This is a genomic window from Klebsiella sp. GFKo11 (assembly GCF_056490265.1).
The window spans coordinates 3153155-3179151 of sequence record NZ_CM151369.1; the positions used below are offsets into that span (position 1 = coordinate 3153155).

Here is a 25997-nt window from a genome sequence, read left to right on the forward strand (position 1 = left end):
GGTGAGATTGAGTCGGATGCTCTACACCCGCTCAATTCTCGCCGGTAGCCCCTGACGTACCGCAGCGCCACTGACCCAGTCCAGCCAGGTGTTGCTGACCTCGCGCGTCGGATCGGCAAATCCCAGATCGTTAAGGTTAATCCCGGATTTTATCTGCGCTGCAAACGGCAGCGCTTCGCCGTCAAGCGTGTGCTGCGCCGCGCCCATTTCCCGATGCCCGTAGCCGTGCTCAACGGCAATAACCCCGGGCATTACGCCGCTTAACAGACTGATTTCCGCTTCGACCTGGCCGCCGGGCGTTGAAATACGCACTCTGTCGCCATGACTCACCCCGTAACGGCTGCCATCCTGCGGATTCAGCGCCACCAGGTTTGTCGGCTTGAGGTGATGCAAGCGCGGGATCACCGTCGAGGCACTGGCCATGGTGTTGGATTTAAACGAGATCAGCTTTAGCGGCCACTGCTGCGCTGGAAAAAGTTCATCTACAGAACGCCCGTCCGACAATCTGGCCGGGTACCATGCCGGGCAGCCGCTGTAGCGCTCGCCGGTGATGGCGTGCCGATGCGCCGCCACCTGCGCATTCCAGATTTGCAGCGGCTTTTCCCACTGGTTGCCGACACGACCATCAGTCCGCCCGCTTTTGTCGGGGGCGAAGCGCCCGCCGCGCGAATAGATAAAGGCCACGCGGCTGACTTCGTCTGCTTTCAACGCCTGGCTGATAACGGGCAGGATGCGCTGCACGCCGCTGAGCGTAAGATCCTCCGTGACGGCTTCAGCAACCGGCGCTTTACCCATAAACGCAATATTGGCGGCTATACGCAGATAATAGTCTTCAGCCCGGTTTAGAGGGTAGCGGTTACCCTGAGCATCGGTGATGGCGTTTTCGCCAAACCCCGGTAGATTCAGGCGCTTTGCCACCGCGATGCAAAATGACTCCATCGCCACCGGCTCACCGTCAGCGGTTCTGGCGGTGGCGGAAGGGACTATCGGCCAGCGAGCGGTGGTGGCTTTACTGGCGACCCCGGCCCACGGGGCGCTGAACCCCCAGCTTTCGAAATTGTGAGTGTCCGGAACGATATAGTCGGCCAGCGCGGTGGTCTCATTCATGAAAGCATCGATGGCGATAAACAGCGGCAAGCGTTGCGGATCTTTCAGTTTTTCTTCCGCCACCGCGCGGAGTCCCGGAACGCCGTACAGCGGGTTGGTCATATTGGAGATCCACGCCTTCAGCGGATAGGGGTAGCCCTCCAGCGCGGAGGTGAGCAATTCGGTCAACTGCCCGGCAACGAACGGATACCACGGCGCTTTGGCCGGGAAGGGCGAAACGCCCGCCGCCACCTTGTTGCGATACTCTTCGGAAGATTCATACGCCGTTTTACTGCGCGCAATACTCAGCCCTTTGGGCTTCACTTTGCCGGGAAAGCTCTCCATGTTGTAACGCGGTCCGTCTGTCGCGCCGTTAAACTTGCCGCCGCCGACGAACACGCCGCCTTGCAGGCTGAGATTGCCGATCAGCGCGTTAAGCATCATCACCGCCCAGGCATTATAAAAACCGTTCCCGGCCATCATCCCGCCGTGGGTGATCACGGCGGCCCGGCGTCCGTGAACGGTGAACGCCTGCGCCAGGGCGACAATTTTCTTCTCCGGAACGCCGCACTGCTGGCTGTACTGTGCGAGGGTAAGCTTTTCAGCCGACTCTTTGAGCAGCTGGAAGCTGCTTTTGACCGTGACCGTTTGTCCACTGACGAGCATGAGCTGGCGGGTAACAAAGAGTGCAGCGCGGGGGCAGTCGCTGGCGGCGACAAGTTCACCGCTATCACTGACCACCATCGGTTCGCTGGCAGCGTTCGCGTTCAGGTGGGCAAGGGTTAAATGCTGTCCAACGAGCTCGGGCAGTTCATCGGTAATCACCAGATGGGTGGCGTTGCTCCAGCTTTTCTCCCCAGCCAGCTGCATTGCCTGCGCGCCCGGTATCGCCAGATAATCGGCGTTGTAACGCTGGTTTTCGATAATCCAGCGAATCATCGCCATCGCCAGCGCCGAATCGCTCCCGGGGATCACCGGCAGCCAGCGTCCGCGATCGTCCGCCATCACCGTGGTGAGCGGCAAGGCTGGCGCGACAACCACATACTGAAAGTCATCGCGCAGGCGGGCGCTGGCGAGCTGTCTGGCCTGACGCTTAAACGGGTTGCCGGATTGCGCGGGCGAGGTGCCCATAAATAGCGCAAACTCGACGTTATCCCAGTCGGGCTTCACGTGCGGGTTTTTATCCAGATCGCCCATTAACGCCCCAGAACCTGCGCGATAGGCCAGCCCACAGTACGAGCCGTGTGCGCCGAAGTTTTTGCTGCCGAAGCTGTTCAGCGCAAAACGACGCAGAAAGGTATCGCGCCCGTCGTCGCTGGTATTGGTGACCAGCAGCTGGTTGGATTTCGGGCCAAACCCCGGATGCTTAGGGTCGATGGGCGTCGTCAGAGAATAAATCGCCCGCAGGCCGTCAACGAGCCCTTCACCAAACAGATCGCCGCCTTCGACTACCTCTTTTACCAGCTGTTCAAAACTGATGCGCTGCCATTTCCCTTCGCCGCGTTTACCGACGCGCTTCATCGGTTCAAGAATACGCAGCGGGCTGTACAGCCCTTCCAGCAGCGTCGCCCCGCGGGCACAGGCGGTGGAGCGGCCATCCAGGCCATTTTCACCCGCCAGCTGTTCCATCGCGGTTGAAAAAGGCACCGCCGAGTCGATGTGATGTTCATGGGAAAGCGGATGATAGGGATTGCCCGCAATGCGCAGCACTTTGCCTTTCTCGCTATCCACTCTCACCCTTACGCCGCACTGCGTCCAGCAGCCAAAACATTGGGTCATCGAAATGACCTGTTGTGGATTTTGCCGCCAGCCCGTATTGGCATTAGCCTCCGGGATCAGGGCGTTGCCGAAGAGCCGGTCGCGAGTGATTTTACCGGAAGTGCCGTTGAGCAGGCCATCGATAGCTCGCTTCGCCACATCACGATAGCTCAGGGCGAAGGTGGCCATTCCGCCTGCGGCGAGGCCGACTTTAAGCCACTGACGACGGGTTAAATTAGCCATGTTGCATTCTCCTTGCGAGTCCGTTCACGGTTTCACTAACGATAATAAGCAGCGCTATCCACAGGCCAAACGTCCCGAGAATAGCCAGCCAGCCATCGGTCCCGGCGGGCAGAGTGTAAGGGTTGAACTGGGCGTTAAATTTCGGCAGGGTCTGTACCTGAATCAGCAGCGTCCAGCGCATTAACCAGCACAGCGCCATGGCACTGAGGACCAGCACACTGCGCAGCGGCAACCCCAACGGGCGGCGCAACGCCAGTGTGCAAAAGAGCAGCGAAATCAGCCAGAAGGCCAGCCAGCCGAGTGCGTAATGGCGGGCGGAAGGCGAGATCGCCAGCCATTGCCGTATCGCGGTGCCGGACAGGGTATCGCCGCTGACCCACATCGCCACCACCGCGGCCAGCAGAATCAGCGCCGAGAGTTGCCACCGCGCCAGGCGTCGCTGAAGGGGAAAATCATCGCGAGTTGCCACAATCAGCAGGGCGAAAAAGGTTTGCAGCGCGCTGAAGAACATCGCCAGTGGGAAGGCATAGCTGAACCAGACCGGGCGCGCCTGGACAACTGAAACTTCACGTCCGGTGTAGACCAGCAGGCCAACCGCCGTGAGGGCACTGGCAAGAGCAATCCATTTGGTGACGCCGTAACTTTTATTGAAGAGCTGTTTGACCCACTGCGCCACAAACCACAAGCCTAAAAACAACGTGAACAGCGGCAGGAACAGCGCGCCCCAGGGCATCCAGGACCAGGGCGTGGGATAGGCGTAGAAATGCCAGAAGCGAGCGGTCTGATGCAGATCCGCCGTCAGCGCCAGCGGGGCGGTAATGGCGCAGGTCAGGGCGATCAGCAGCGTCAGGTTTTCCAGCTTCGGGTTCTGATTTTTACGCCAGTGGAGCGCGCAGCCAAAGAGCGCAGCGCAGGCGGCAATGCCGATAAAAAAGAAATATTGCACCGCCCATGGTAACCAGCTCACCTCCTGCGGACGCGCCAGCACCTCTTCGATGATCAATGCGTGTGTCATTCAGACCTCCTGCCAGAGTGCGGGTTGGGCATGGCCCATCAGAGGCGTCACAAACGCCTCATCCAGCCCGAGATAGAAAACGTGGGGCAAGGTGCCGTTTTCCGGCTTCAGTACCTTGATGGCGTCATGGTGCAAGGCGAGCATCTGTGAGATGCGGCTCTGACTATCGTTGATATCACCGATGACGCGCGCACCGCCAACGCAGGACTCCACGCAGGCGGGAAGCAGCCCGGCTTCCAGACGGTGCACGCAGAAAGTGCATTTATCGGCGGTCTGCGTTTCATGGTTGATAAAACGCGCATCGTAGGGACAAGCCTGCACGCAGTAGGCGCAGCCCACGCAGCGGGTGTTATCCACTACCACAATGCCGTCTTCACGCTGAAAAGTGGCCTGTACCGGGCAGACCGGCACGCAGGGGGGATTGTCACAATGGTTACACAGTCGCGGGAGCAGAACGTTGGTCACCTCATCATCAAGCTGCACCTGATACTGATTGACGTGAGTGCGAAACTCCCCCTGCGGCGTCTGATTTTCTATCGCACAGCTGACGGTGCAGGCCTGGCAACCGATACAGCGACGCAGATCGACGAGCATCGCGTAGCGGTGGCGAGGGGAACCTTCACGGCGCTCCGGCGAAAAGGGGAATTTCGCCTGCGCCAGCGGCACCAGAGACGCGCCGGCGCTGAGAACGCCCAGCTGCGCCAGAAACTGTCGTTTACTGCTGTCCATTTTTTTCTCCCTCGCGCGGCAACAACTAAACATTTGTCACGTCGTTGGTTTGCGTGTGATGAATAAAGAATGTTGATGATTTACAGTGTAAAAATCGCGGCGGGGGCAGCTCTATTGTGGTTAACCACATACCCGGCGGGTTGTTGATCTAAAACAACATAATGAACAGGGATAATCGGGTGAGAGCAAAAAAACGGCGACGTCTGGCGCTGCTGGCATCGGCATTACTGCTGAATGCTCAGGCATGGGCGGACTCATGGAATATCGGCGTTCTGGCGATGCGGGGCGAGGTTTTTACCCGCAGCCACTGGCAGCCGCTGGAAGCCGCACTTAATCAACAGCTACCGGATCAGCAGTTTCATATTCAGCCGCTGGATCTACAGCAGATGCAGGAAGCGGTGAATAAGGGTTCCGTGCAGTTTGTGGTGACTAATCCGGCGCAGTTTGTGCAGTTGAATAGCCACTCTCCGCTGCGCTGGCTGGCCTCTTTACGCTCATCGCCCGGAACGGGCAACGTGATAGGTAGCGTGATTTTAACGCGTCGCAATAGCGGTATTTCGTCAGCAAGCGATCTTATCGGCAAGACGATAGGGGCTATCGATCCCCAGGCTTTCGGCGGTTATTTGCTGGGAATGAAGGCGCTGAGCGACGCCGGACTGAGGCCGGAGCGCGACCTCCATCTACGTTTTACCGGCTTTCCCGCCGATGCGCTGATCTATCTGCTGCGTGAACAGGTGGTGCATGCGGCGATTGTGCCGACCTGCCTGCTGGAAAAAATGGCCGACGAAGGGCTGGTGAATAAAGCCGATTTTGTGGCGGTTATTCGCCGTCCTGCGGTCATTCCTTGCCTGACCAGCACGCCGCTGTATCCCGACTGGTCGTTTGCCGCGCTGCCCGAAGTCAGCGATGCGCTGGCCGATCGGGTGACCCGCGCATTGTTTAATGCACCGGAGGATGCCGCCTTTCACTGGGGGGCGGCGGCCTCGACCAGCCAGGTAGAGGCGCTGTTGCGCGAAGTCCGGCAGCACCCCCAGCAGCGGCGGCTGTGGCTGGATGTCAAAAGCTGGCTGATCCAGCACCGGTTCATCATGGGCGGAACCGCGTTGGCCCTGTTGCTGCTGACGCTAAACTATATCTGGGTGATGCTGCTGGTGCGACGGCGCGGCAGGCAGTTGGAACGCAACGCCGTGCAGTTACGCGAGCAGGAGCAGGCCCTGGAAACGGCAAGGCAGATGAGCGTCCTGGGTGAGATGACCTCGGGCTTCGCCCACGAACTGAATCAACCGCTGTCAGCTATCCGCCATTATGCGCAGGGGTGTACGATCCGTTTGCAGAAACAGGATCGGCAGCATCCGTTGCTGCCCGCGCTGGAGCATATTGATCAGCAGGCCCAGCGCGGGGCGGATACGTTACGTAATCTGCGTCACTGGGTCAGTCAGGCGCAAGGGGAGCCCATGCAAGCGGATGAGTGGGAACAGATTAGCGTTCGCCAGGCGATTGACCATGTCTGGCAGTGGCTGCGTGTGCCGCAGCAATTTCCCCAACTGCTGCTGAACAGCGATGTTGATCGTTCGGTGACGCTCGTATTGCCGCCGGTACTGCTGGAGCAGGTGCTGGCGAATCTGATCCTCAACGCGGCGCAGGCGGGGGCGAAAATGCTGTGGATCAGCGCCGTCCGGAAACCCGGAGTCGTCAGTATCACCTTGCAGGACAACGGCGGCGGTATAGATGATGCGCAGCTGAGTCAGATGTTTCAGCCCTTTAAAACCCGTCGAAAAGAGGGGATGGGGCTGGGATTAGTGATTTGTCAGCGTCTGGTGCGCTTCGCCCGGGGGGAGATCAACATCATCAACCGCGCCGCACCTGACGGGCACAACGGCATCGCCGTCATGCTGAATTTTTCGCAACAAGAGGACAAGAGCAGCCATGGCGATAATTCATCTCCTGGATGATGATCTGGCGGTCACCAGCGCATGCGCATTTTTGCTGGAAAGTCTGGGTTATGAAACGTTGTGCTGGGAGGAGGGGGAAATATTTCTGGCACAGGCCGACCTCTATCAGACTGGCGTGGTGCTGTTGGATATGCGGATGCCGGTGCTTGACGGTCAGGGCGTTCATGAGGCGTTACGTCAGCGTGGCAGTACGCTGGCGGTGGTATTTCTGACCGGGCATGGCGACGTGCCGATGGCGGTAGAGCAGATGAAGTGCGGGGCGGTGGATTTTTTGCAAAAACCGGTTTCTGCCCAGCCGCTGCAAACCGCGCTGGATCGTGCGCTGGTGGTCTCCGGCGAGGCGTTTTCACGGCATCAAATCCTGACCAGCTATCAGCAACTGACGCCCAAAGAGCGTGAACTGGCTCTGCTGGTGGTGAAGGGACTGATGAATCGGGAGATTGCGGAGATGATGAACATTGCTGTACGCACGGTAGAGGTGCATCGGGCAAGAGTGATGGAGAAGATGCAGGCGGGGAGTCTGGCGGAATTAGTCCGGATATTACAGCAGGTTATGTAGTTAATCCTCTGCATGATCTGTAGCCATTTCAGCGTACGTGTAAACCGCTGCCGCTTCGATTACAACACAAAATTTGGTAGGGAGTATGGAGGACCATGCAATTGCAAATGATATTCATATTCATTATTGTTTGCATTCCGTAAGCTACTGTAAAGAAAAATTACATGTCTACAGCATCTGTAAAGAAAGCCACGCTCTGCGCACTGGCCATTTCATTATCTCTTCATGCTTTTTGCGCGTCGGCAAAGGATTTCAGCGAGAAGGATTTCCGCTCACAACCATTGGGTCATGGGGTTTATGAGCTGGCCTATGATAACGGTCAGAAGACGATCTTTGCCGCCTCGGCACCCTCCTTTGAGAAAGATAAAACGGCCGGCGTGGTGTTTCGCCTGGCCGCCGACTCTCTGCAGATTAATGAGAAGATAGCCACCGAGCGCCGTACCTTTGCGCTCTCTCTGGATGAAGAAAACCATATCCTGTATTTGGGTAACGCCCTGGACGGTTCAGTCACGCTTCTGGATACGCTGACCAACAAAGTGATTAAAACTATTCAGCTCAGCGATGATTCGGATCCTGATAAAAAGGCCCACGTTCGTGAAGTCGTGCTCGATAAGCAGAATCAGCGCCTGTACGTTTCCGGGATTGGAGGTAAAGACAAAGGCCTGCTTTGGGTCGTCGATACGCGTAAACAACAGTTGCTGGAAACAATCGGCAAAATCGAGCCGGTGGGTTTTGCTGTGGATGCTACGGGTGAGAAGGTTTATGTGGTCACCGGTAATGGGGAGCTGGTTACCCTTGATGGCAAAACATCAAAACTGCTTTCCCGTGTGAAGGTTGATCCGGCCGAAACTGAGCATTATTTCCTCAATATCGCCCTGAATAGCGCTGCGGGAGTCGGGTACATCGCTGATACCAATACCCGCGATGTGCTGGTGGTGCAACTGGATTCCGGCAAGCTGGTTCAGCGTATTGCCACGCCTAACTCGATTGCGGTGCTGTATAACGCCGCGCGCAATGAGATCTACGTTACCCATCGCAACGATCGCTCGATTAGCGTGATTGACGCGAAAACCAACGGTGTCAAACACACTATCAAAACGGCGGCCATGCCCAACAGCCTGGTGCTTTCTGCGGATGGCAGAACGCTTTATGCCAGCGTCAAACAGGACGAAAAAACCGACCAGGCTGACTACGTTCTCAAGATTGATCTAACTAAATTTTAAGGACTTTTTTGTGACGATTAAGACACGCATGGACGTGGCGATTGCGCTCGCCTTCGCCAATCTGCCAGCGGCCGTTTACGCAGCAGACAGCACGCCCGTCAACGAAGAGCAGATGGTGGTGACCGCCACCGGATTCAGCCAGGAGAGACGCGAGGCACCCGCGACGATCTCGGTACTCGATGAGAAAGCGCTGAATACCCGTTCGAATCAGAACGTGACGGAAGCCATCCGCGAAATGCCGGGTGTGCTGGTGGGCAACGGTCACGGCAGCCTGGCAACCGGCGATGTGCAGATGCGCGGTATGGATTCGTCGTATACCTCGTTCATGGTCAACGGCATCAAGCAGTCTACCCGCGAATCCCGGCCTTACGGACACCATATCGGGACTGAGGCGGCCTTTATGCCGCCGCTGGCCGCCATCGAACGGGTTGAGGTGATTCGCGGGCCGATGTCCTCGCTGTATGGTTCGGACTCCATCGGCGGTGTGGTTAACGTCATCACCAAAAAGGCTTACAACCTCGATAAATGGACGGGAGTGCTGGAGGATAATTACTTCCTGCAGGAGAAAAGCGAATACGGCAATACCAACCAGACCAACGCTTTCTTTATGGGGCCGGTGATCCCGGGCAAGCTCGGGGTGAGCGTGGGGGCGGATTACCTTGACCGCCGCGATGATGATAGCCCGACCAAAGAACGTTTTGTTAAACATCAGGCAGGGAATCTGGATGCAACGATTTCGATGTCGCCCACCGATACTCAGCTTTGGGATCTGAACGCTTCCAAAGGCAATCAGGAGAAAACCCACAACGATAAGCAGTGGTACTGGGGCTTTGACCGCGATGCGGCCTCGCTTTCACAGCACGCCTGGTACGGCGATGACCTCGTAGAAGTGAAGAACTTTATCAGCTACGAGAAAGCCCGCACGGAGTATCGCGTGCCCGGCATGGATTCGCAGTTTATTAAGCAGAATAACTTCGAAGCCAATAGTGCGAACACCTTTACGCTGGCCGATCACAAGTTAACGCTGGGCGTGAACTTTACGCGCAACGAACTGAACGACACCTTCGGCATAGAAGATAAACAGGCACCTGGCGTGACCCCGGTCAGCAAGATCACCCGCCACGGTTGGGCGGTATTTGCGGAAGATGCGTGGATGATGGTGCCGGACTTCACGCTGACAACCTCAGCGCGTCTGGATCATGACAGCTACTTTGGCTACCATGTGACGCCGAAGCTGTACGGTAACTGGACCATTGATGAAGCCTGGGCGCTGAAAGGGGGCGTTTCCGCGGGTTATAAGAAGCCGGACCTGCGTCAGAATAATGCCGGTTTTACCAGCGTCTATGGTGCTTATCCCTATTCTGAAATCGGTATTGGTAATGATGACCTGAAGCCGGAACAGAGTATCAACACCGAACTGGGCGTGTACTGGCAGAAAGATGCGCTGGCGCTGGATGCCACCATCTTCCATACCAAATTCAAGGACAAAATCAGCGATCACACCATCTGTACTTCCTCTGCTACCCAGCAGTGTCAATACAATGGCTATACCGCTGACACCGTGTCGCAATACATCAACGTGGGTGATGCGGAGATTTATGGTCTGGAGCTGAACGGCGACTGGCAGGCTACCGCTGCACTGAAAGCCAACGTGAACTACACCTATACGCACAGTGAGCAGAAAAGCGGTGACTATAAGGGTTACGCGCTGAGCGATTTCCCAAGCAGCATGGCCAACGTTTCACTGACCTGGAATACGACGAACGATCTGGAACTGTGGACCAAGGCAAGCTGGCGCAGCAATTCACCGGATATCGGCAAATCCAGTTCAACAGAGGCCTATGCGCTGGTTGATTTAGGTGCGCGTTATCACCTGAATAAGCACGTTACGCTGATGAGCGGTATCTACAATCTGTTTAATGTGAACCCGATTTACACCACGTCATATCGGCAAACGTCGATGCTGGAAGGGCGGCGTTATAATTTCGGCGGCCGCGTCGAGTTCTAAGTATGATGCAGGGGCCTGATGGCCTCTGCAGACCGCCTGGTGCTTTTATCTTCTCTCCGTTTCGCCATTTAGATTGCACTTCTCGCTTTCTGGTACGCCAAAATCTTACTAAAAGTATGAATCATGTCTTCTTACTAACAAAAAGTAAGAAATTAGCGTGCTATTGATCACTTTTCACCCAGATAGTTGTTGATGGATATCTGCCGATGCAGGTATACATTACAAAAAGTTTGATTGCCTAACATAAAATCAGGTTGATATGAAAAACATACAAGAGAACTTGAATTTCTTTATTCCGATGATGGAAGGGATAGCCAACCAGTTTGGTGAGAACTGCGAGGTGGTCTTACACGACCATTCTCTGGGGTTGGAGAGCAGTATCGTCGGGATCATTAATGGTCATGTCACTGGTCGAAAAGTAGGAGACCCCAGCAGTAACCTGGGCCTGGAGGTCCTTCGGGGCACTGACGTAAACGGCGACAGGCATAATTATGTCACCCGTACCCGTGATGGTAAGACGCTGCGATCAACCTCTGTTTACATTCGCGATGACAATAAACAGGTCATTGGCGCACTGTGTATCAATCTGGACATCAGCGATATTTTACTGGCTGAGAAAATACTGAATAAGATGGCCGGTCGTGGTGATTCCACGCCGGCAAAAAAAGAGGACATCAAGGAGGTCTTCGTCAAGGATGTCAATGAGCTGCTGGATTACCTGATTGCTGAATGTATGGCGCTTATTGATGTCCCGGTCAGCAATATGTCTAAACAGGATAAGCTTAACGCCATTAAATTTTTCGATGAGAAGGGCGTTTTCCTCATCAAAAAATCAGGAGAGAAAATCTGCGAGTTTCTGAATATTTCAAAATATACCCTTTATGCCTATCTGGGAGAGGTTCGAGGGGAGAACCCATCTATTGACGGTTAGCCGTCAGGAGGAAAAATGTTAACAACACCTTATGTTGCACTGGATATGGATATCATGGAGAAAAATATTATCGCTATGACGTCCGGACTGGCGCGGAATAATATTCAGCACTGGCCGCATATCAAAACCCATAAATCCGTGCGGCTGGCTAAGCTTGAGCAAGAGCTTGGAGCGAGTGGGATTACCTGTGCCAAACTATCAGAAGCGGAAGTGATGGCCGCTGGCGGGATTACCTCTATTCTGCTGGCTTATCCGCTGATTGGCGAGGATAAATGCCAGCGCTATGCTGAGCTTGCGCGTAAAGTCACTCTTCGTACTATTGTCGATAGCCTGCCTGGCGCTGAGGGATTATCGCGCGCAGCGGTGAGAAATAGCCTGACGTTTGACATCGATATCGCCATTGATTTCGGCGCACACCGGGAGGGGATTCAACCAGAACAACTGCTGGATTTCGCCCGCGCGGTGGCAGAGCTTCCAGGTTTAAGGGTAAACGGTGTATTCACCTATGCCGGTACCATTTATCAATATCGCAGTGAACCCGATATTCGTCGGGCAGCACGTGAAGAAGCCATGCTGTTAATCCAAAGTAGGGATATCCTTAACGCACACGGTTTTGCTATTGAAGTCTTATCCGGCGGCTCGACGCTTTCGTCATTTTATGCCGATGAGCTGAATGGAATTACAGAGTCACGAGCCGGGAATTTTATTTTCGGTGATATGAATGCCATTAATGGTGGAATTTATACCCCTGAAAACTGCGCCCTGACAATTTGTTCAACGATAGTCAGCATTCCACTACCTGGCTATGCCACACTGGATGCTGGTACCAAATCGCTGACCTCAGATCTCTCTGCAACAGCAGGGTCTTACGGGTTGATTCAGGAGCATCCGGATGTCGCTCTGGTGAAACTCAATGAAGAACATGGTTATTTGCGCTATGACCCGGAAAAAGTTTCGCTGACCATTGGCGAGCAGGTGCATATTATTCCCAACCACTGCTGCGTGGTGGCTAACCTGGTCGATGAAATATATGCATTCCGCAACGGAAAATTAAGCGAAACGATTGCTATAGACGCTCGCGGAAAAAGCTATTAATTAACTAAGAGTATTATCATGACTAATATTGAACTCACTGCTGGCGAACGGCAGGAACTCACTACGCTCCTTTGCCGGCTGATAAAGTTTCCTTCGGAAAATCCTCCGGGAAATGAAAAAGCGGTCGCACTATTTATCGCTGAGGTATTACGTGCTGAAGGAATTGACGTCGATATACAGGAAGTTGCGGCGGACCGACCGAACGTCATCGCGCGTCTCAAAGGCCAACAACCCGGCAAGCGGCTGATCCTTAACGGTCATTCAGATGTGGTGCCATGCGGCGAAGGGTGGTCGGTAGACCCGTTTGCTGCGGTCATTGATGGTGATCGTATTATTGGCCGAGGTGCGGCAGATATGAAATCCGGCGTGGCGGCCATGATGTTTGCTGCAATCCTGATGAAACGCCGTCAGTACGCCTTCAATGGTGAAATTGTTCTGCTGTTTAACGTTGATGAAGAGCGGATTAACCTGGGTATGGAGCACTTTGTTGCCCAGGGAGTGAAAGCAGATTATGCCATTATTGGCGAACCCACCTCGCTGGAGATTTGCGTGGCCCACAAGGGGGTGAGTCGCACCCGTTTGACCACTCACGGTACCGCCGGGCATGCAGCGAAAACCCGCAACCCGGATAGCGCCATCGACAAAATGGCGGGACTCCTTCCTGTATTACTTGAGGAATGCCGTCGGGTGAAGCTTAAGCATCATGAGCTGCTGGGCAATGCCTCTATGCTGGTGACCACCATTAACGGCGGCAGTGCGCCGAATATCGTGCCGCAATCATGCAGCATTGAAATCGATCGCCGCGTATTGCCGGGAGAAAGACGTAATGAGATCAATGACAGCTTGCAAAGGGCTCTCCATGGCATCGGTCTCAATCAGCAACAGGATTATTCGCTGGAGAACTACCTGTTCATTCCGGCATCGGCGATTGAAGAGTCTCACCCGTTGGTAGAAGCCGCCTGTCAGGTCGTAGACTCGGTAACCGGTGCAGCGAGAAAAACGATTTTTGATGCGACGTGTGAAGCGCCATTTTTCTCGGTCGGGTGTCAGATCCCGACGATTATTATGGGGCCAGGAGATTTAGCCCAAGCCCACGTCAAAGATGAATATGTAAAAATTGAGGAACTTCACCAGGCAGCACAAATATATACGTCGCTGGCATTATATTTGCTGAAATAAATCATCGGGGAACCACAATGAATATTGAAGCTCGTATTGTCGAACTGGGTATTACACTCAGCGAACCTACTGCACCTAAATTCTCTTATGTTCCGATTAAACAGACGGGAAATTTACTCTACTCTTCGGGAAACGACTGCCGGGTTAATGGCGAGTTAATTTATCAGGGAGCCCTTGGGAGAGATTTATCGATTGAACAAGGGCAGGCGGCGGCTCGCCAGTGTATTATCAATATTCTGTCGTCGCTGAAAGGATATCTTGGCGACCTCGATCGGGTCTCTGGTTGTATCAAAATGCTGGGTTTTGTACAAAGCGTCGAAGGTTTTAAAGAGCAGCCGCTAGTCATGAACAGCGCTTCCGATTTACTCATTGCGATATTTGGCGAATCGGGCAAACATGCTCGCTCGGCAATCGGTACCAATACATTACCTTTTGATACGCCTGTTGAAATTGAACTTATTTTTGAAATAAAAGATTAAACATAATTAGTATTTAGCATTAGAAAACCTCCGGGAATATATCCGGGTCTCTGTGACGTCACGATTCTGCTCTCAGCAGAATTGTGCCGTGGTTAACCTTACAAAAGGATAATATATGTCCAGTCAAGCAAGCCCTCGCCTGAAGCGTTTGCAAATTATGGCATTATTGTTTTTGCTCGTGGCGGGTATTATTAATTTCCTCGACAGAACCTCACTTTCTATTGCCAATACCACCATTCGTGAAGAGATGGGGCTGACGGCAACGGAAATGGGATTGCTGCTGTCGGTATTCTCATTCGGCTACGCCCTGTGCCAGCTGCCGATTGGCATGGTGATGGAACGCTACGGAATCAAAAAGGTCTACGGTTTCGGCATCTTCCTGTGGTCTGCGGCCCAGACCGCACTGGGGTTTGTCGGCTCTTTCAGCCAGATGATTGTCGCTCGTGTCGTACTGGGTATCGGGGAGTCTCCGCACCTGCCAACTGGCGTGAAGGTGGTGAATGACTGGTATAACATCCGTCAGCGCGGCGTGCCGATGGGGATTGTTAATATGTCATCCACTCTGGCGCAAGCGCTGGCGCCACCGCTGCTTATAGCGATGATGCTGGCTTTTGGTTGGCGCATGATGTTCATCATTATTGGGGTGAGCGGTATTATCCTTTCCGTTCTCTGGTTTGTGTTCTATCGCAATCGGGAAGATGCCGGACTGTCGGCGGAGGATATTGCACATCTGGAAGAAGAGACGCCACCATCCAGTAAGGAGAAGGTGACCCTGAAGGACTGGGCCGGGCTGTTTAAGCAGAAATCCATGTGGGGCATGATTATTGGGTTTAATGGCGTCGGCTACATGGTTTGGTTGTTTCTGACCTGGCTCCCTTCTTATCTGGAAATGTCACGCGGCCTGAGTCTGGAAAAAACGGGTTGGGTAGCGGCAATTCCCTTTCTGTTTGGTGCCGCCGGGATGCTGGTTAATGGCGCAGTCGCCGACTGGGTGATGAAACGTGGCGCGGATAAAATGAAAAGCCGCAAGTGGATGATCTGCCTCGGTCTTCTTTGCGCAGCAGGCTTTACGCTTCCGGCAGCATATACTGACAGCACCTTTATGGCCGTAGCCTGTATCAGTATGGCGCTATTCTCAATTCACTTTGCCGGGACATCGGCATGGGGATTGATTCTGGTATCGGTACCGTCGCGTCTGATAACGTCGGTCAGCGGTATCCAGAATTTCGGCGGCTTTATCGGCGGCTCTTTTGCACCGATTATTACCGGCATGATTCTGGACAACACCGGTTCGTTTACCCTGGCACTGGTCGCATCTTCCGTCATTGCTTTTATGGCATCACTGGTTTATTTCTTTATGGTGAATAAACCGATTGTTGACCCTGCCGCACTGTAATTGCTGCGAGTAACAAGCAAAGAGAAGCCTCCATGCTGGCGCTGGAGGCTTACTTATCCCTATATTTTCAATCAGCGCGTGATGGACTTATTCTAAATAATTTTCCTGCATTTTTTTAAAGTCAGCGTCGCTAAAACCCAGCTCAGTTTTAATATAATCATTAACGCTGCCGGACATCGCCTTCATGGCATTTAGCGCTTCAACAATAAACACTTCGCGGGTATCGATCAGCGTAAGCAAATAATCGAGTACATCCTGATTATCGGTAATCTGTCGATAGGCGGCCATTTTCACGTTGTTGCGCTCCAGACGGTTAACGCCGGTGAGCATATAGTCGGCAATAATGTCCTTCTCCGAAACGCCCAGCATGGAGAGAATCAGCAGGGCGCCATAGCCGGTGCGATCCTTGCCGCCGCGACAGTGCTGAATATTCGGCGTATTACCGGGGTCAAGCAGCACATTAATCATTGCCTTAAAAGCATTTTTTGACTTCTCACTGACCACGAAATTCCGATACTGCTCAATAACCTGGCCTCCCTGACCATTAATTAATTCACCAGGAATATCGCTTATCACGCTTTCTATCAGGGCACGATCCTCATTGCTCGGCTCAGCGGCAAACTGGGCGGCTAACTCAGCGGTTTGCGCTGTAGCATCCAGGTGAAAAGTTTGACGTTCACCGATAGAGCAATTGGGGCTCTTAGCGATTTCATTGGCACTGCGGTAATCGATAATAGTTTTAACGTGCAAGCCTTCCAGATAGGTCCGGGCCTGAGGATGCAGATTATGCAAATGGTTGGAGCGGTAGAACATGCCCCATTTAACCCTTTTCCCCTCCGCGCCGATATAGCCGCCCATGTCCCTGAAGTTATTGATGCCGGATACCGGTAGGGTTCTTTCGGCAAACAGCCAGGATTTTCCCGCATGCTCAAGAATAAAATAGATACGTTGCCCTGCCTGCAAAGGGTCATCCAAATACACCGCGTCGACAGCACAGTCGGTAATAAGCTGGCGCTCTGTTGCGTTGACATTATTTTCCCGCGCCCAGTAAAGCGCGGCGTTGTCCAGCGATGGTGAGAAGCGAATTTCAAGCTGCGTCAGGTTTTTGCGAATAACTGAAAACTGCAATATTTCATTCATGCTTAATCCCTTTAATTTAAGATTCCCAATGTCGAGAAGATCACCCCAATAACCATCATGCCGACGATAAGAGCGACGGTATGTTTACCTTTAAACTTTTTGACCAGGAAAAAGATACCCAGAGCAAATAGCAGGGTGAGCAGATTGGGAATAACTTTATCGAACATCTCTTGCACTTTGATCGACTGTTCACCAACAGCGATCACCAGCGGCGTTGATACTTTCACCGTGGTGGCAATTAGCGACCCCAGTACCATGACGCCGACCACGTTGGCAACGTTGGAAATACGCTGAATAATATTTGAGTTTTTCGACTGTTCGATTAAATCGACGCCTTTATTGTAACCGTAGTGGATAAAGAAATACTTTGAGCCGACGTTGACGATGTTAAACAGAAGAAACATCAGAATAGGGCCGATAATATTTCCCTGGAGCGCAAACGCCGCACCAATACTGCCGCAGATCGGCAACCAGGTAAATTTCAGCAAGCTGTCGCCCAAACCAGCAAGCGGCCCCATAAGCCCGGCTTTTACCGAAACAACGGCTTCTTTTTCTTCTTCAGTGGTTTTTTCTTCGAGCGCGGCGGTGACGCCCATGATCAGCGCGCCGGTATTCACCTGCGAGTTGTAAAACTCCAGATGGCGCTTCATGGCTTTAATACGCGTGGCCTGATCGGCATCGGCATAGAGTCGCTCGAGGACCGGGATCATGCAGTGGGCAAAGCCGATGGTCTGTAACTTCTCATAGTTAAAGGAGAATGACATTGACTGGATATTCCAGAAAATGCGGTTAAGGTCCTGCTTTGTCAGCTTTTTGTCCTGGGTTGAGGTGTCAACCACGCGATAAGAGGCGATGTCGCTCATAGATCATATCCTTCTTCAGACTCGGTATCGGGCTGTTTTTCTTTTTCCGCTGGTGGATTTGCGGCTTTATTACCATTGCTGTAGGCCATGTCATAAAGCACGGCAAAAGCCAGAGCGATAAAGGTGATAGGAATAATTGGCAACTTAAGGTAAGTCGTCAGCATGAAGCCGAGCAGGAAGAAGAACCACATCCGGCCTTTTAACAGCATTAAAAGCAGAATACATACGCCGATTGCGGGGATCATTTTGGCGGCGACCCCCATTCCGGTCAGAATGCTTTCCGGAATGGCGGCCAGAATCCGCCCCACCAGGTCACCGCCAAAATAGACGGCCAGGAAGCAGGGGACGGCGCGGATCAAAAACCACATCGGGGTGGAGAAATAGTGGATCTTGATCAGTTTGCTATAGTCACCATTCTGGATGGATTTCTCCGCCCAGACGTTCAGGAAGCTGGCGAAAGAACGCCAGACAATGAGAAGCTGCTGGCAGAGTATGGAAACCGGAACGGCGAGGGCGATGCCCGCGGCGATACCGCCCTTGGAAGAAATACCCAATGCGACGCCGATGATAGACCCGGCGATAACGTCAGGTGCTGAATACGCGCCGACGTTGCCAATTCCCATCCACATCAGTTCCAGCGTGGCGCCGATTGCCAGTCCCTGAACCATGTCGCCCATAATAATGCCGGCGACAGTTCCCGTCAGTAGAGGGCGTCGCAGCATCTGCGGCCCGACGTCGTCCAGTGAGCAGATACCTGCCCAGATGGCGACCAGAATAGCTTCAATTAACATAGCGTTACCCCTGGTTATTTAAAGTCGTCGTTCACGCTGGTGCTAAATTAACGTCCGTAGGTCCACTACCGGATCTTTTGGTACCATTTGTATTTCCACGGGAATATTTCTGGCGATAATGGATTTAAATGCCTGCTCTTCTTCTGGCGTCACGGAGACGGCGCGGGAGAGCGTTCTTCGGCCTTCCTGCATTCTCATTCCCCCGACGTTAAGTTTGTCGATTTTTATTCCGTTTTCCACCAATGTATTGACGTCAATACTGTTGGTAAAAAGCAGCATTGTGCGTCTTTTTATTTCCGTCTTTTGTAGGATTTCAATAAATTTCTGTACACCAAATACTTGTACTTTTAATTCCGGCGGTGCCGACATCGTTAAAACAGACTGCTGAATTTTATCGGCGGCAACTTTGTCGTTGATGATCAGCACTTGTTCGATATCATGGTTCTTGACCCAAGTGGTAATAACCTGTCCATGAATAAGGCGGTCGTCAATTCTTGCAAGATTAATAGGCATAATAATTTCTCCTACAGGTCGGTTGATTGTGTGCATTCTGCCTGTAACGTTTCCCCGACGTTAAAACAACTCCCCGGAAAAACTTCTTCGATAATTTCCCCAATCTCCTCAAGCGGCAAATCGCGGTTGCTGAGGACTTCCAGCAGCGTCGGAATATTGAACCCACAAAACAGTAAGATATCGTCGTAGGTGAGAAATAGCTCACTGGCTAAGTTGCAGGGTGAGCCACCCATCATGTCAACGAGAATAACGACACCGTTTCCCTTCTTGATCGCCTGGTAGGTTTCCAGCAGGGTGGCGCGAACGTCGTTGATGTTGCTCTCAGGTTGCAGCGATACCACAGCAACATTGTGCTGTTCGCCAATGAGCATCTCCGCACAGGAGAGTGCCCCCTGGGCAAAGGGGCCGTGACTGACCAGAATGACAGGAACCTCAGTTTGCATGTTTTCTCCCGATCTGATTTGTAAGTTACATTATTACTAAATTTCTTTTATATGTTAGTAATACTATTACTTTCAGATGCGCGAATACACAGGGCAAAAGCCCATTTATTCATTCTGCGAGAGTGATCACTCTTCAGGTATTCATCGCCGTATTGCGTTTACGACATCGCAACATGGCGAGGGAAAGGAGCTATAGCGCGGTATCTATCAGGATTTGTGATTTTGGTTGTAGAAACGCTGGGCACGGTTTTGGGCTTGTTTCAGCAGTCGATCATCGTATTGCTGAACAAAGAGGTTCGTGACCAGCATATTAATGACCGAGAGCTGCGACATTTTCGAACGGATGGGGATCAGTCGCGACACGCTCTCACTGGTGATGGTATGCAGAAGAATCGTGGCGAGACCCGAGATGCGACTTTGACCCATTTTGGTGATGGCTATTGACGGGACGCCAAGCTGTTGAGCCATGGTAAGCAACTTAACCCCTTCCAGATTTTTACCAGAATGGGAGATGATAATCACCAGGTCATGTTCATCGAGCGTGTTTACGATGCTGTACTGGATGCTGTAATCAGGATGACAACTGACGTCCTTTTTTATTTTGATCAGCTGATATTCCAGTTCTCTTCCTACCAGCCCGCTGCTGCCGGCACCATAAATAACGATCTTATTGCTTTTCCGGATGAGCTTAATCGCCTGGTCGAGCTGCTCGACGTTAACGATAGCGTGGGTCTCGTCAATAGATGACTTTTCAATCAGCTGAATTTTATGGTTTACGCTCTCGATAGAATCATCAATATTGATGTCTTCCTGCAAAATCTTTTCGTGATTGTGGCTACCTGAAGAGGTAATCAGGTCAATTTTGAGATCGCTGAAGCCCTGATAACCGAGTTTATGACAAAGGCGCAGTATGGTTGTCGTGCTCACATCGTTAGCCTTTGCCAGAGACTGAATGCTCATGCTCTTCAGCAGCGGTTTATTTGCCAGAATATAGTCAGCGACCAGGCGCTCTTTGGTGGACAGGCTATCGTTAATTTCTCTTAGCTTTAAATCAAGCATCTGACCACCTTTACTGGAGTAGAATTTTCGTTGCCGAACATCATACAAGTTGATGTTGAGCCAATCAATTACCGCCTGAATTAACGTAAGGTGAGGGTGTTGTCCAGGCAACCACGGTGCAGGTAATATTGCTATCATCAGGCAGATTTGAATATTCGTGACTATTTTTCTATCAGGGAAATTATGAAGTATCAGGACGCATTGCAAAGACTCTTGTTAAATGATCCGCTAAGGATGGACGCGCTTTATACCGTTCAGGAATTAAAACTCAATGATGGCTGGATCGGAGCCGGGTTCGTGCGCGATGCCGTTTGGGATTGCTTGCACGGATATGGGCAAAGGCCCGTTGCAGGTGATGTGGACGTTGTTTGGTTCAACTCAGAACATAGCGATCCCGTTCATGATAGCAGCCTTGAGGAGACGCTTAGTCTGCAATCATCAGGCTTTAACTGGTCGGTGAAGAATCAAGCCAGAATGCATCAACGCAACGGCAACGATCCTTATCTCTCTACAGAAAATGCGTTGCTGTACTGGCCCGAGACAGCGACAGCTGTCGCCGTCAGATTGGGGGAGACAAATCTTATTGAGATTATTGCGCCTTATGGGCTGGATGATCTGTTCGAATTACGTCTACGGCCGACACCCATATTTGAGCGTGAAAAGCTGAATATTTTCAGGCAACGTGCGGCGGCAAAACGGTGGCTGGAACGTTATCCCAGGTTGCAGTTTATCGCGACCACATAGCCAGGGCGAAAAAATACCCGGCACGTGTGTGTCCGGGCTTAACGTATGATTATTGCTGATGACATTAATCCGGTTCAGTTATTTAACTGACTGGGTCACCAGCATCCAGATGTTTTCATTCTAATGAGGATTGACCTACTGTAGTTCCATGATAATTTGCAGCTGTGCCTCGACGGTTCCGGGCTTCACCGTCTGGCCCGGAATGGCTTCCAGAGAAGCAATAAAATTGCCGGAAAAATTATTCAGCCCCGTCGTAGAATCGTAGCCATCATCACTGGACAGTAGATTTTTCAATAAGTACCAGCCACCGTTTTCTCCTGTTCCTACAACGGGGCCCGAGAGTAGATTGATCGGTTGTGACGAACTGTTGTAGATACGGATCCCCGTTCCGGATGAGACGCCATTAGCACCGTAATTATTATTCAGTAACCAGGTATATGCGCCTTCTGCCGTTGTCAATCCCAGCGCTGATGCCTTAGCTGCTGCCTGGGTGTTATTCACCATAAATCCCATGATCACCGTTGAACCTCCCATCATTGATGCCCACGACTCATCGCCGTTACACTCGGCACTCACTGAAAAAATGGCCTGACTGGTTGTGCCTGCGGCCAGATCCTGGGCCAAAATGGGAGGGATATTCACCACCGGCGAATAGTCTTTGACACGACAACCGCCATGCCCCCATGTGATGAACTTCGCATCAAGCCAGGAAGCAACCGGAACGATCGATGCGTAATCCACGCTCCTGCAGCTGTTGTTCCCTGGAGCCAGCGTCGAGTGATAGCCAGGCCCTTGAAAAACAACATAGCCAATGGGTACGCCTCCATGGGAATATATTCCGGCCCAGGACGTTCCGGATATTGCCCCCGCTTTGATTAAATCGACGGAAATACCGCTGAAGGCATTAGCTGGTACATAGATATAAGTACCATCATTAAATACATCCTCTGCGGGAATAGCTCGCCGCTTCCAGTAGGGGGTAAAATACTCTCCAGACTTCAGATTAGTCGCCCGATAAGCGAGATTTCTTATCTCGGTATAATAAGCCCCTGCGGCTTCAGGAACTTCACGACTACAAATCGCTGAAGACGAACGTGCGTCGCCAAAAGCATAATATTCGAAAATACTTCCCAGATCGGCAGCATCGCAACGATAAATAATATCATTTGGTGCAAGCCCGCCGGAGGCTGAAGGGTAGGAGGCATTGCCTCCACTGTACAGGACTCTACCATCGGCATAAGTCAGAGAACTGAATCTGAGCCTTTGCGGTATTCCTAAATCTCTTTGATTAAACGAAGACCCGATATTCGTGGCTTTTGTCACCGTGTATCCGGCATCCCGCGCTGCCTGAGAAAGCTGACTCGTCGATGTGGTGTTAATACAGATGGCGGAGCTAATGCCAGGCAACAGTGCAGGAATCAGAAAACTGCACAGATATAATCCATATTTCATTATTTTATTTTTCCTCTTTCTGTTCTGTGCTTTATCGGCCCTGTACCTGGGCGACATGCTTCAGACGATTACCATCGTCATTGATCACTTCATAGTTAACGGTCGCACATTCGGGTATATGCCCCTTAAATGGCAGGATGAGTCTGGTACCGGGCGCAATCAGTACCCCCGTCACCATTGTTTTACCGCAGGAGAGTGTTGCCAGCGTCATATGCCAGGGGGTCGGATTCCTGACGCTAAGTTGTGCCAGGGTTCCTTGCATCTGTCGTGCAAAAATGAGTTTTCCCCCCTCCTTCTCCGAGGGGGGAGCCACTCCTTCAGGACGAATAAACAACTTCATCCGGATACGCAGAGGCAGTATCACGCGCGACGTTGCCTTGTCGTCCTGAAGCGACGCTTTTTCATTTTGAACGGGAAGCGGGGGAACCTGGTAGATATTGAGCCAGTACAGCGCTTCTCGATCGGGGTGTAGAAGGGTTGGATTGGCCAGCAAAATTTTTACAGAACGCTCCTCTCCCGGTGACATGCGAAAAACGGGAGGCAGGATAACGACCGGCGTTTTAACCTTATCCGGTGATACGCCAGGATTGCCTTCATCAACCCAAACCTGTACCAGCATGGGCTGGTCTCCGGAGTTGTCCAGCGACAGGGGCACGCTTTTCTCTCCGGCATTGATGATTGCCCGGGTTATGTCAACGTTCACCACTGCTGGCGTTGCTGCGCTAAACAGCGTCGCAACAAGAATGACAATTGTATGAACAGTTCGCAGGGCACAAGATCCCGCTTTAATATTCATGATTTTTATTCCCGTTTACATGGCAGGGCTAGCTGATGAATACCCGTATCTGGCCGCTGAGCGGGCAACTGGTAGTAGACGCGGCATTGCTGAGAGGCTTTGGTTCCCCAACTAACATAAAGTACTCCGGACTGATCCGGTAAACGGGCGTAGATTTGCCCGGCCTGGCCGACCATCCCCAGCGATGCGCCTTTACTGTCCGCGACTTCAGCGCCCATCGGCGGCGCGCTGCCGTTCGTCAGAGTGGTATTGATCAGCACGGCCTGACCGCTGAGCGTGGCAAAAGTGACGCGGGTAATCGCTCCGGCATAAGGCACTACGCGTTTACTGCCCCCCTGTAACTCAACATCACCATTCATCTCACCCGTTTCCAGGCTGACGGTGTTGTAGCGATAGGGCGTCAGAGACGGCAGCAGGGCATAGCCGAAACGGTCTACTTTCGCACCCTGTCCGTTACGTATTGTTGCGCCCTTTGCGCCTGGAGCGGCAATCAGCGCAAAAGTATCGCTGGTATAGGGACCGACCGTCAGCCCGCCGCTGTGCACGAGTAGCGTGCCTGATGTTCCCAGACCATACTGGCGGTAGTCGTGGCCGCGCGAGGCTGTGCCACGTAATGCCCCGAACGATGTGCGTGTTTCCAGGCTTCCGCCAAAAGTGGTGCTATTGCTGTCCTGATCAGGTCGTTCCAGTCCCGTGTAAACCGACCAGGAGTATGCCTGGGCCTCCCCAGCCGTTCCGCTGGTGCTTGCCATTACATTATCGCCTGTACCACTTCGGTTAGCGCTCAGCATTAGCTGTGAGCTATTTTGCCCAAAATTGAGCGGCACTGAGACATTGAAGGAGAAGGTGTTTTCGGTGTAGCGGCGGCTGCGATCGTCAGTATCCAGGAAACTGCCATAATTGCGGCTGGTCTGGACGGTACGCTGACGGGCAAAATTAAGGTTAAAGCCGATATTGCGCCAGCTGTTACTGTATCCAAGCTGTATCTGAGTGAGACGTGAAGCGTCGCTGTAATAATCTGCTGTACTGGCATTCAGGCTAAGGATCCCCCAGCGATCCATAGACTGGTTGAGCGTTGCTGATAAATGGTTACGCTGATATAGAGTGTCGGAATGGTAAGTAATATGATCCCGATACTGCTGGCGCACACCCAGCACATCCTGAAGGTCACGATAGCCGCGGGTAGAATAGCGGTAAGCCGCCAGCATCAGGTTGGTCCCGGTAGAGAACGCCTTACCGTAGCTGGCTTCCAGTCGCCAACCCTGCTCATTGCGGCCGTGTTCGATCTGCGCGCGGGAATACACAGCATTAAGACCAAAGGCTCCGGCTGAAGTGGCAATGACGCCACCCAACAATCCGGCCTGATAGCCATCAGCAATGCGGATACCGGAGTTAGACGTCAGGTAATTATTTACCCCCCGCTTCAGGATACCCTCAACAAATTTATTGTTCTGGTCATAGTAATGGCGAACATATCCACCTGCCAGGCCATAACTCCAGTTGCCTGGCCGGACAGAATCCGGGACGGAAGAGTAGGGGACCGTGAAAGTGGATATCTGCCCGTCAGCTTCAATGACCCGAACATTCAGGTCACCCTGGTTGGTGGTGTTATACAAATCGTTGATAACAAAAGCTCCAGGGGAAACGGTGGTTTCATAAATCACCTTTCCCTGTTGCAGGACCTCCACCCGGGCAGTGGTGTTGGCCACTCCGCGCACTTCCGGCGCGTAACCCCGTTTACCCTGAGGCCACATTTGCGGATCGGTACGCAAACGAATGCCGTTAAACGACAAACTACCAAAGAGGCTGCTGTCGGTCGTCGCATCGCCAAGAGTGAGGACGCTGTTGATGCTCTGCAGTGGGCGCTGAAGCCAAACACGTGAGGAATTGTAGCGGTATTGTCCTCCGCTAATACTGTCGTCCGAGTAACGCAGGTTTCCCTGGTGGCGCAGCTGCCAGAGGCCGAAATTAAGACCGGTGTTGATATTGCTCCACAGATAATCATATCGGTAGCCCGATGAGGTGTTTTCCGTGCGATAGAGATTGGTATTATGTCTCAGAAAAAGCGCAGCGTTCCCCGCCTCCCACTCGGATGCGGGGATATATCCTCGTGGATCCCGATAAAGCTCTGCCTGAGGGACGCTGATGTTAAGACGAAGGGCGGCTGTATCAACCTCCCAGCGGATATTTTTCCCCAGCGCACTGATAAACCGACAGGCGGGTGGTGTTTCCGGTAAAACATGCGACCCTGCGGGCACGCGGATAGTGCTGATTTCAATCTGTACTGGCGTCAGGCAGGGTTCCGTGCGCCCTTTATTCTCGGGAGGCTCAGCAAAGGTGATGGTTTCCTGTCCCCGGAGCAACTGCCCGTTCAACCAGATATCCAGCACATAGTCTGCGGTTGGCAGCTCTTCATCGCTCTGATTGAAACGAGAAAGGTCCAAAGCGCTGTCGTAGCCGCTTCCCTGCAGTAAAGTGGGATCGAAATAATATTCTGCCGCCGCAGAGCCGGGCAACAGCATAAGCACCAACTGAGTGCCCGG

General features: G+C 52.7%; 22 protein-coding genes. 10 read left to right on the forward strand and 12 right to left on the reverse strand.

Annotation, left to right across the window (positions count from 1 at the left end):
• Nucleotides 1-21: 21 nt before the first annotated feature.
• From ttrA to ttrB, 3 genes are read right to left on the reverse strand one after another with little or no spacing between them, the layout of a single operon-like run.
• Complete coding sequence (ttrA, locus tag AC07P6_RS15430) at nt 22-3087, reverse strand: tetrathionate reductase subunit TtrA (RefSeq protein WP_478316898.1); 3066 nt, start codon at nt 3085-3087, stop codon at nt 22-24.
• Nucleotides 3080-4102, reverse strand: coding sequence for a tetrathionate reductase subunit TtrC (gene ttrC, locus AC07P6_RS15435; protein ID WP_478316899.1), 1023 nt, complete (start codon nt 4100-4102; stop codon nt 3080-3082). The genes ttrA and ttrC overlap by 8 nt, the downstream gene beginning before the upstream one ends.
• Nucleotides 4103-4831: a tetrathionate reductase subunit TtrB gene (gene ttrB, locus AC07P6_RS15440; protein WP_478316901.1), complete on the reverse strand. Its 729-nt coding sequence runs from the start codon at nt 4829-4831 to the stop codon at nt 4103-4105.
• A gap of 161 nt (nt 4832-4992) precedes the next feature.
• Between ttrB and ttrS the strand changes: the two genes are divergently transcribed.
• The 9 genes from ttrS to AC07P6_RS15485 all read left to right on the forward strand — a co-directional run bounded on the left by ttrS (nt 4993) and on the right by AC07P6_RS15485 (nt 15653).
• Nucleotides 4993-6783: a tetrathionate respiration histidine kinase TtrS gene (gene ttrS, locus AC07P6_RS15445; protein WP_478316903.1), complete on the forward strand. Its 1791-nt coding sequence runs from the start codon at nt 4993-4995 to the stop codon at nt 6781-6783.
• On the forward strand, nt 6758-7342 hold the full coding sequence (gene ttrR, locus AC07P6_RS15450; protein WP_478316904.1) for a tetrathionate respiration response regulator TtrR: 585 nt from the start codon (nt 6758-6760) through the stop codon (nt 7340-7342). Before ttrS ends, ttrR begins: the two co-directional genes overlap by 26 nt.
• Nucleotides 7343-7506: 164 nt before the next feature.
• On the forward strand, nt 7507-8565 hold the full coding sequence (yncE, locus tag AC07P6_RS15455; RefSeq protein ID WP_478316906.1) for a 7-bladed beta-propeller protein YncE: 1059 nt from the start codon (nt 7507-7509) through the stop codon (nt 8563-8565).
• 28 nt (nt 8566-8593) lie between these two features.
• Nucleotides 8594-10573, forward strand: coding sequence for a TonB-dependent receptor domain-containing protein (locus tag AC07P6_RS15460; RefSeq protein WP_478317021.1), 1980 nt, complete (start codon nt 8594-8596; stop codon nt 10571-10573).
• Between the two features lie 259 nt (nt 10574-10832).
• Entirely contained in the window at nt 10833-11504 is a 672-nt protein-coding gene (locus AC07P6_RS15465; protein WP_478316907.1) for a helix-turn-helix transcriptional regulator, read from the forward strand.
• Between the two features lie 15 nt (nt 11505-11519).
• Nucleotides 11520-12599: an alanine racemase gene (locus AC07P6_RS15470; protein WP_478316908.1), complete on the forward strand. Its 1080-nt coding sequence runs from the start codon at nt 11520-11522 to the stop codon at nt 12597-12599.
• An 18-nt stretch (nt 12600-12617) separates the two neighbouring features.
• Nucleotides 12618-13778, forward strand: a complete 1161-nt coding sequence (locus AC07P6_RS15475) for a M20 family metallopeptidase (protein ID WP_478316909.1) — start codon at nt 12618-12620, stop codon at nt 13776-13778.
• Between the two features lie 17 nt (nt 13779-13795).
• Complete coding sequence (locus AC07P6_RS15480; protein WP_182238673.1) at nt 13796-14257, forward strand: RidA family protein; 462 nt, start codon at nt 13796-13798, stop codon at nt 14255-14257.
• 115 nt (nt 14258-14372) lie between these two features.
• Nucleotides 14373-15653, forward strand: a complete 1281-nt coding sequence (locus AC07P6_RS15485; protein ID WP_182238675.1) for an MFS transporter — start codon at nt 14373-14375, stop codon at nt 15651-15653.
• Between the two features lie 87 nt (nt 15654-15740).
• Here the strand turns inward: AC07P6_RS15485 and AC07P6_RS15490 are convergent, their stop codons facing one another.
• From AC07P6_RS15490 to AC07P6_RS15515, 6 genes are all read right to left on the reverse strand, one after another.
• Nucleotides 15741-16793 (reverse strand): tyrosine-protein phosphatase, encoded by a 1053-nt coding sequence (locus AC07P6_RS15490; protein ID WP_478316911.1) that lies wholly within the window; start codon nt 16791-16793, stop codon nt 15741-15743.
• An 11-nt stretch (nt 16794-16804) separates the two neighbouring features.
• Nucleotides 16805-17656 carry a PTS system mannose/fructose/sorbose family transporter subunit IID gene (locus AC07P6_RS15495; protein ID WP_110274618.1) on the reverse strand — a complete coding sequence of 284 codons (852 nt, stop codon included), beginning with the start codon at nt 17654-17656 and terminating at the stop codon, nt 16805-16807.
• Nucleotides 17653-18447 (reverse strand): PTS mannose/fructose/sorbose/N-acetylgalactosamine transporter subunit IIC, encoded by a 795-nt coding sequence (locus AC07P6_RS15500; protein WP_478316913.1) that lies wholly within the window; start codon nt 18445-18447, stop codon nt 17653-17655. Before AC07P6_RS15500 ends, AC07P6_RS15495 begins: the two co-directional genes overlap by 4 nt.
• A 42-nt stretch (nt 18448-18489) precedes the next feature.
• Nucleotides 18490-18960, reverse strand: coding sequence for a PTS sugar transporter subunit IIB (locus tag AC07P6_RS15505; RefSeq protein WP_182238683.1), 471 nt, complete (start codon nt 18958-18960; stop codon nt 18490-18492).
• A gap of 11 nt (nt 18961-18971) precedes the next feature.
• Entirely contained in the window at nt 18972-19403 is a 432-nt protein-coding gene (locus tag AC07P6_RS15510; RefSeq protein ID WP_478316914.1) for a PTS sugar transporter subunit IIA, read from the reverse strand.
• Nucleotides 19404-19610: 207 nt separating this feature from the next.
• Nucleotides 19611-20462, reverse strand: coding sequence for a MurR/RpiR family transcriptional regulator (locus AC07P6_RS15515; RefSeq protein ID WP_478316916.1), 852 nt, complete (start codon nt 20460-20462; stop codon nt 19611-19613).
• A 183-nt stretch (nt 20463-20645) separates the two neighbouring features.
• On the opposite strand from AC07P6_RS15515, the gene AC07P6_RS15520 reads away from it, so the two are divergent.
• The gene (locus AC07P6_RS15520; protein ID WP_478316917.1) at nt 20646-21206 is read left to right on the forward strand and encodes a nucleotidyltransferase family protein; all 561 of its coding nucleotides are present in this window, start codon (nt 20646-20648) and stop codon (nt 21204-21206) included.
• Nucleotides 21207-21341: 135 nt separating this feature from the next.
• On the opposite strand, the gene AC07P6_RS15525 is transcribed toward AC07P6_RS15520, so the two are convergent.
• The 3 genes from AC07P6_RS15525 to AC07P6_RS15535 are packed head-to-tail and all read right to left on the reverse strand — an operon-like array spanning nt 21342 to nt 25976.
• Entirely contained in the window at nt 21342-22658 is a 1317-nt protein-coding gene (locus AC07P6_RS15525) for a fimbrial protein (RefSeq protein ID WP_434663784.1), read from the reverse strand.
• Between the two features lie 31 nt (nt 22659-22689).
• Entirely contained in the window at nt 22690-23454 is a 765-nt protein-coding gene (locus AC07P6_RS15530) for a fimbria/pilus periplasmic chaperone (RefSeq protein WP_434663782.1), read from the reverse strand.
• A 5-nt stretch (nt 23455-23459) separates the two neighbouring features.
• Nucleotides 23460-25976 carry a fimbrial outer membrane usher protein gene (locus tag AC07P6_RS15535; protein ID WP_434664088.1) on the reverse strand — a complete coding sequence of 839 codons (2517 nt, stop codon included), beginning with the start codon at nt 25974-25976 and terminating at the stop codon, nt 23460-23462.
• Nucleotides 25977-25997: the final 21 nt, after the last annotated feature.

Bases quoted from the DNA above. Each gene is read 5' to 3' on its own strand.
- ttrA (WP_478316898.1), bottom strand. From the start codon at position 3,087: ATGGCTAATTTAACCCGTCGTCAGTGGCTTAAAGTCGGCCTCGCCGCA.
- ttrC (WP_478316899.1), bottom strand. From the start codon at position 4,102: ATGACACACGCATTGATCATCGAAGAGGTGCTGGCGCGTCCGCAGGAG.
- ttrB (WP_478316901.1), bottom strand. From the start codon at position 4,831: ATGGACAGCAGTAAACGACAGTTTCTGGCGCAGCTGGGCGTTCTCAGC.
- ttrS (WP_478316903.1), top strand. From the start codon at position 4,993: ATGAACAGGGATAATCGGGTGAGAGCAAAAAAACGGCGACGTCTGGCG.
- ttrR (WP_478316904.1), top strand. From the start codon at position 6,758: ATGGCGATAATTCATCTCCTGGATGATGATCTGGCGGTCACCAGCGCA.
- yncE (WP_478316906.1), top strand. From the start codon at position 7,507: ATGTCTACAGCATCTGTAAAGAAAGCCACGCTCTGCGCACTGGCCATT.
- AC07P6_RS15460 (WP_478317021.1), top strand. From the start codon at position 8,594: ATGGACGTGGCGATTGCGCTCGCCTTCGCCAATCTGCCAGCGGCCGTT.
- AC07P6_RS15465 (WP_478316907.1), top strand. From the start codon at position 10,833: ATGAAAAACATACAAGAGAACTTGAATTTCTTTATTCCGATGATGGAA.
- AC07P6_RS15470 (WP_478316908.1), top strand. From the start codon at position 11,520: ATGTTAACAACACCTTATGTTGCACTGGATATGGATATCATGGAGAAA.
- AC07P6_RS15475 (WP_478316909.1), top strand. From the start codon at position 12,618: ATGACTAATATTGAACTCACTGCTGGCGAACGGCAGGAACTCACTACG.
- AC07P6_RS15480 (WP_182238673.1), top strand. From the start codon at position 13,796: ATGAATATTGAAGCTCGTATTGTCGAACTGGGTATTACACTCAGCGAA.
- AC07P6_RS15485 (WP_182238675.1), top strand. From the start codon at position 14,373: ATGTCCAGTCAAGCAAGCCCTCGCCTGAAGCGTTTGCAAATTATGGCA.
- AC07P6_RS15490 (WP_478316911.1), bottom strand. From the start codon at position 16,793: ATGAATGAAATATTGCAGTTTTCAGTTATTCGCAAAAACCTGACGCAG.
- AC07P6_RS15495 (WP_110274618.1), bottom strand. From the start codon at position 17,656: ATGAGCGACATCGCCTCTTATCGCGTGGTTGACACCTCAACCCAGGAC.
- AC07P6_RS15500 (WP_478316913.1), bottom strand. From the start codon at position 18,447: ATGTTAATTGAAGCTATTCTGGTCGCCATCTGGGCAGGTATCTGCTCA.
- AC07P6_RS15505 (WP_182238683.1), bottom strand. From the start codon at position 18,960: ATGCCTATTAATCTTGCAAGAATTGACGACCGCCTTATTCATGGACAG.
- AC07P6_RS15510 (WP_478316914.1), bottom strand. From the start codon at position 19,403: ATGCAAACTGAGGTTCCTGTCATTCTGGTCAGTCACGGCCCCTTTGCC.
- AC07P6_RS15515 (WP_478316916.1), bottom strand. From the start codon at position 20,462: ATGCTTGATTTAAAGCTAAGAGAAATTAACGATAGCCTGTCCACCAAA.
- AC07P6_RS15520 (WP_478316917.1), top strand. From the start codon at position 20,646: ATGAAGTATCAGGACGCATTGCAAAGACTCTTGTTAAATGATCCGCTA.
- AC07P6_RS15525 (WP_434663784.1), bottom strand. From the start codon at position 22,658: ATGAAATATGGATTATATCTGTGCAGTTTTCTGATTCCTGCACTGTTG.
- AC07P6_RS15530 (WP_434663782.1), bottom strand. From the start codon at position 23,454: ATGAATATTAAAGCGGGATCTTGTGCCCTGCGAACTGTTCATACAATT.
- AC07P6_RS15535 (WP_434664088.1), bottom strand. From the start codon at position 25,976: ATGCTGTTGCCCGGCTCTGCGGCGGCAGAATATTATTTCGATCCCACT.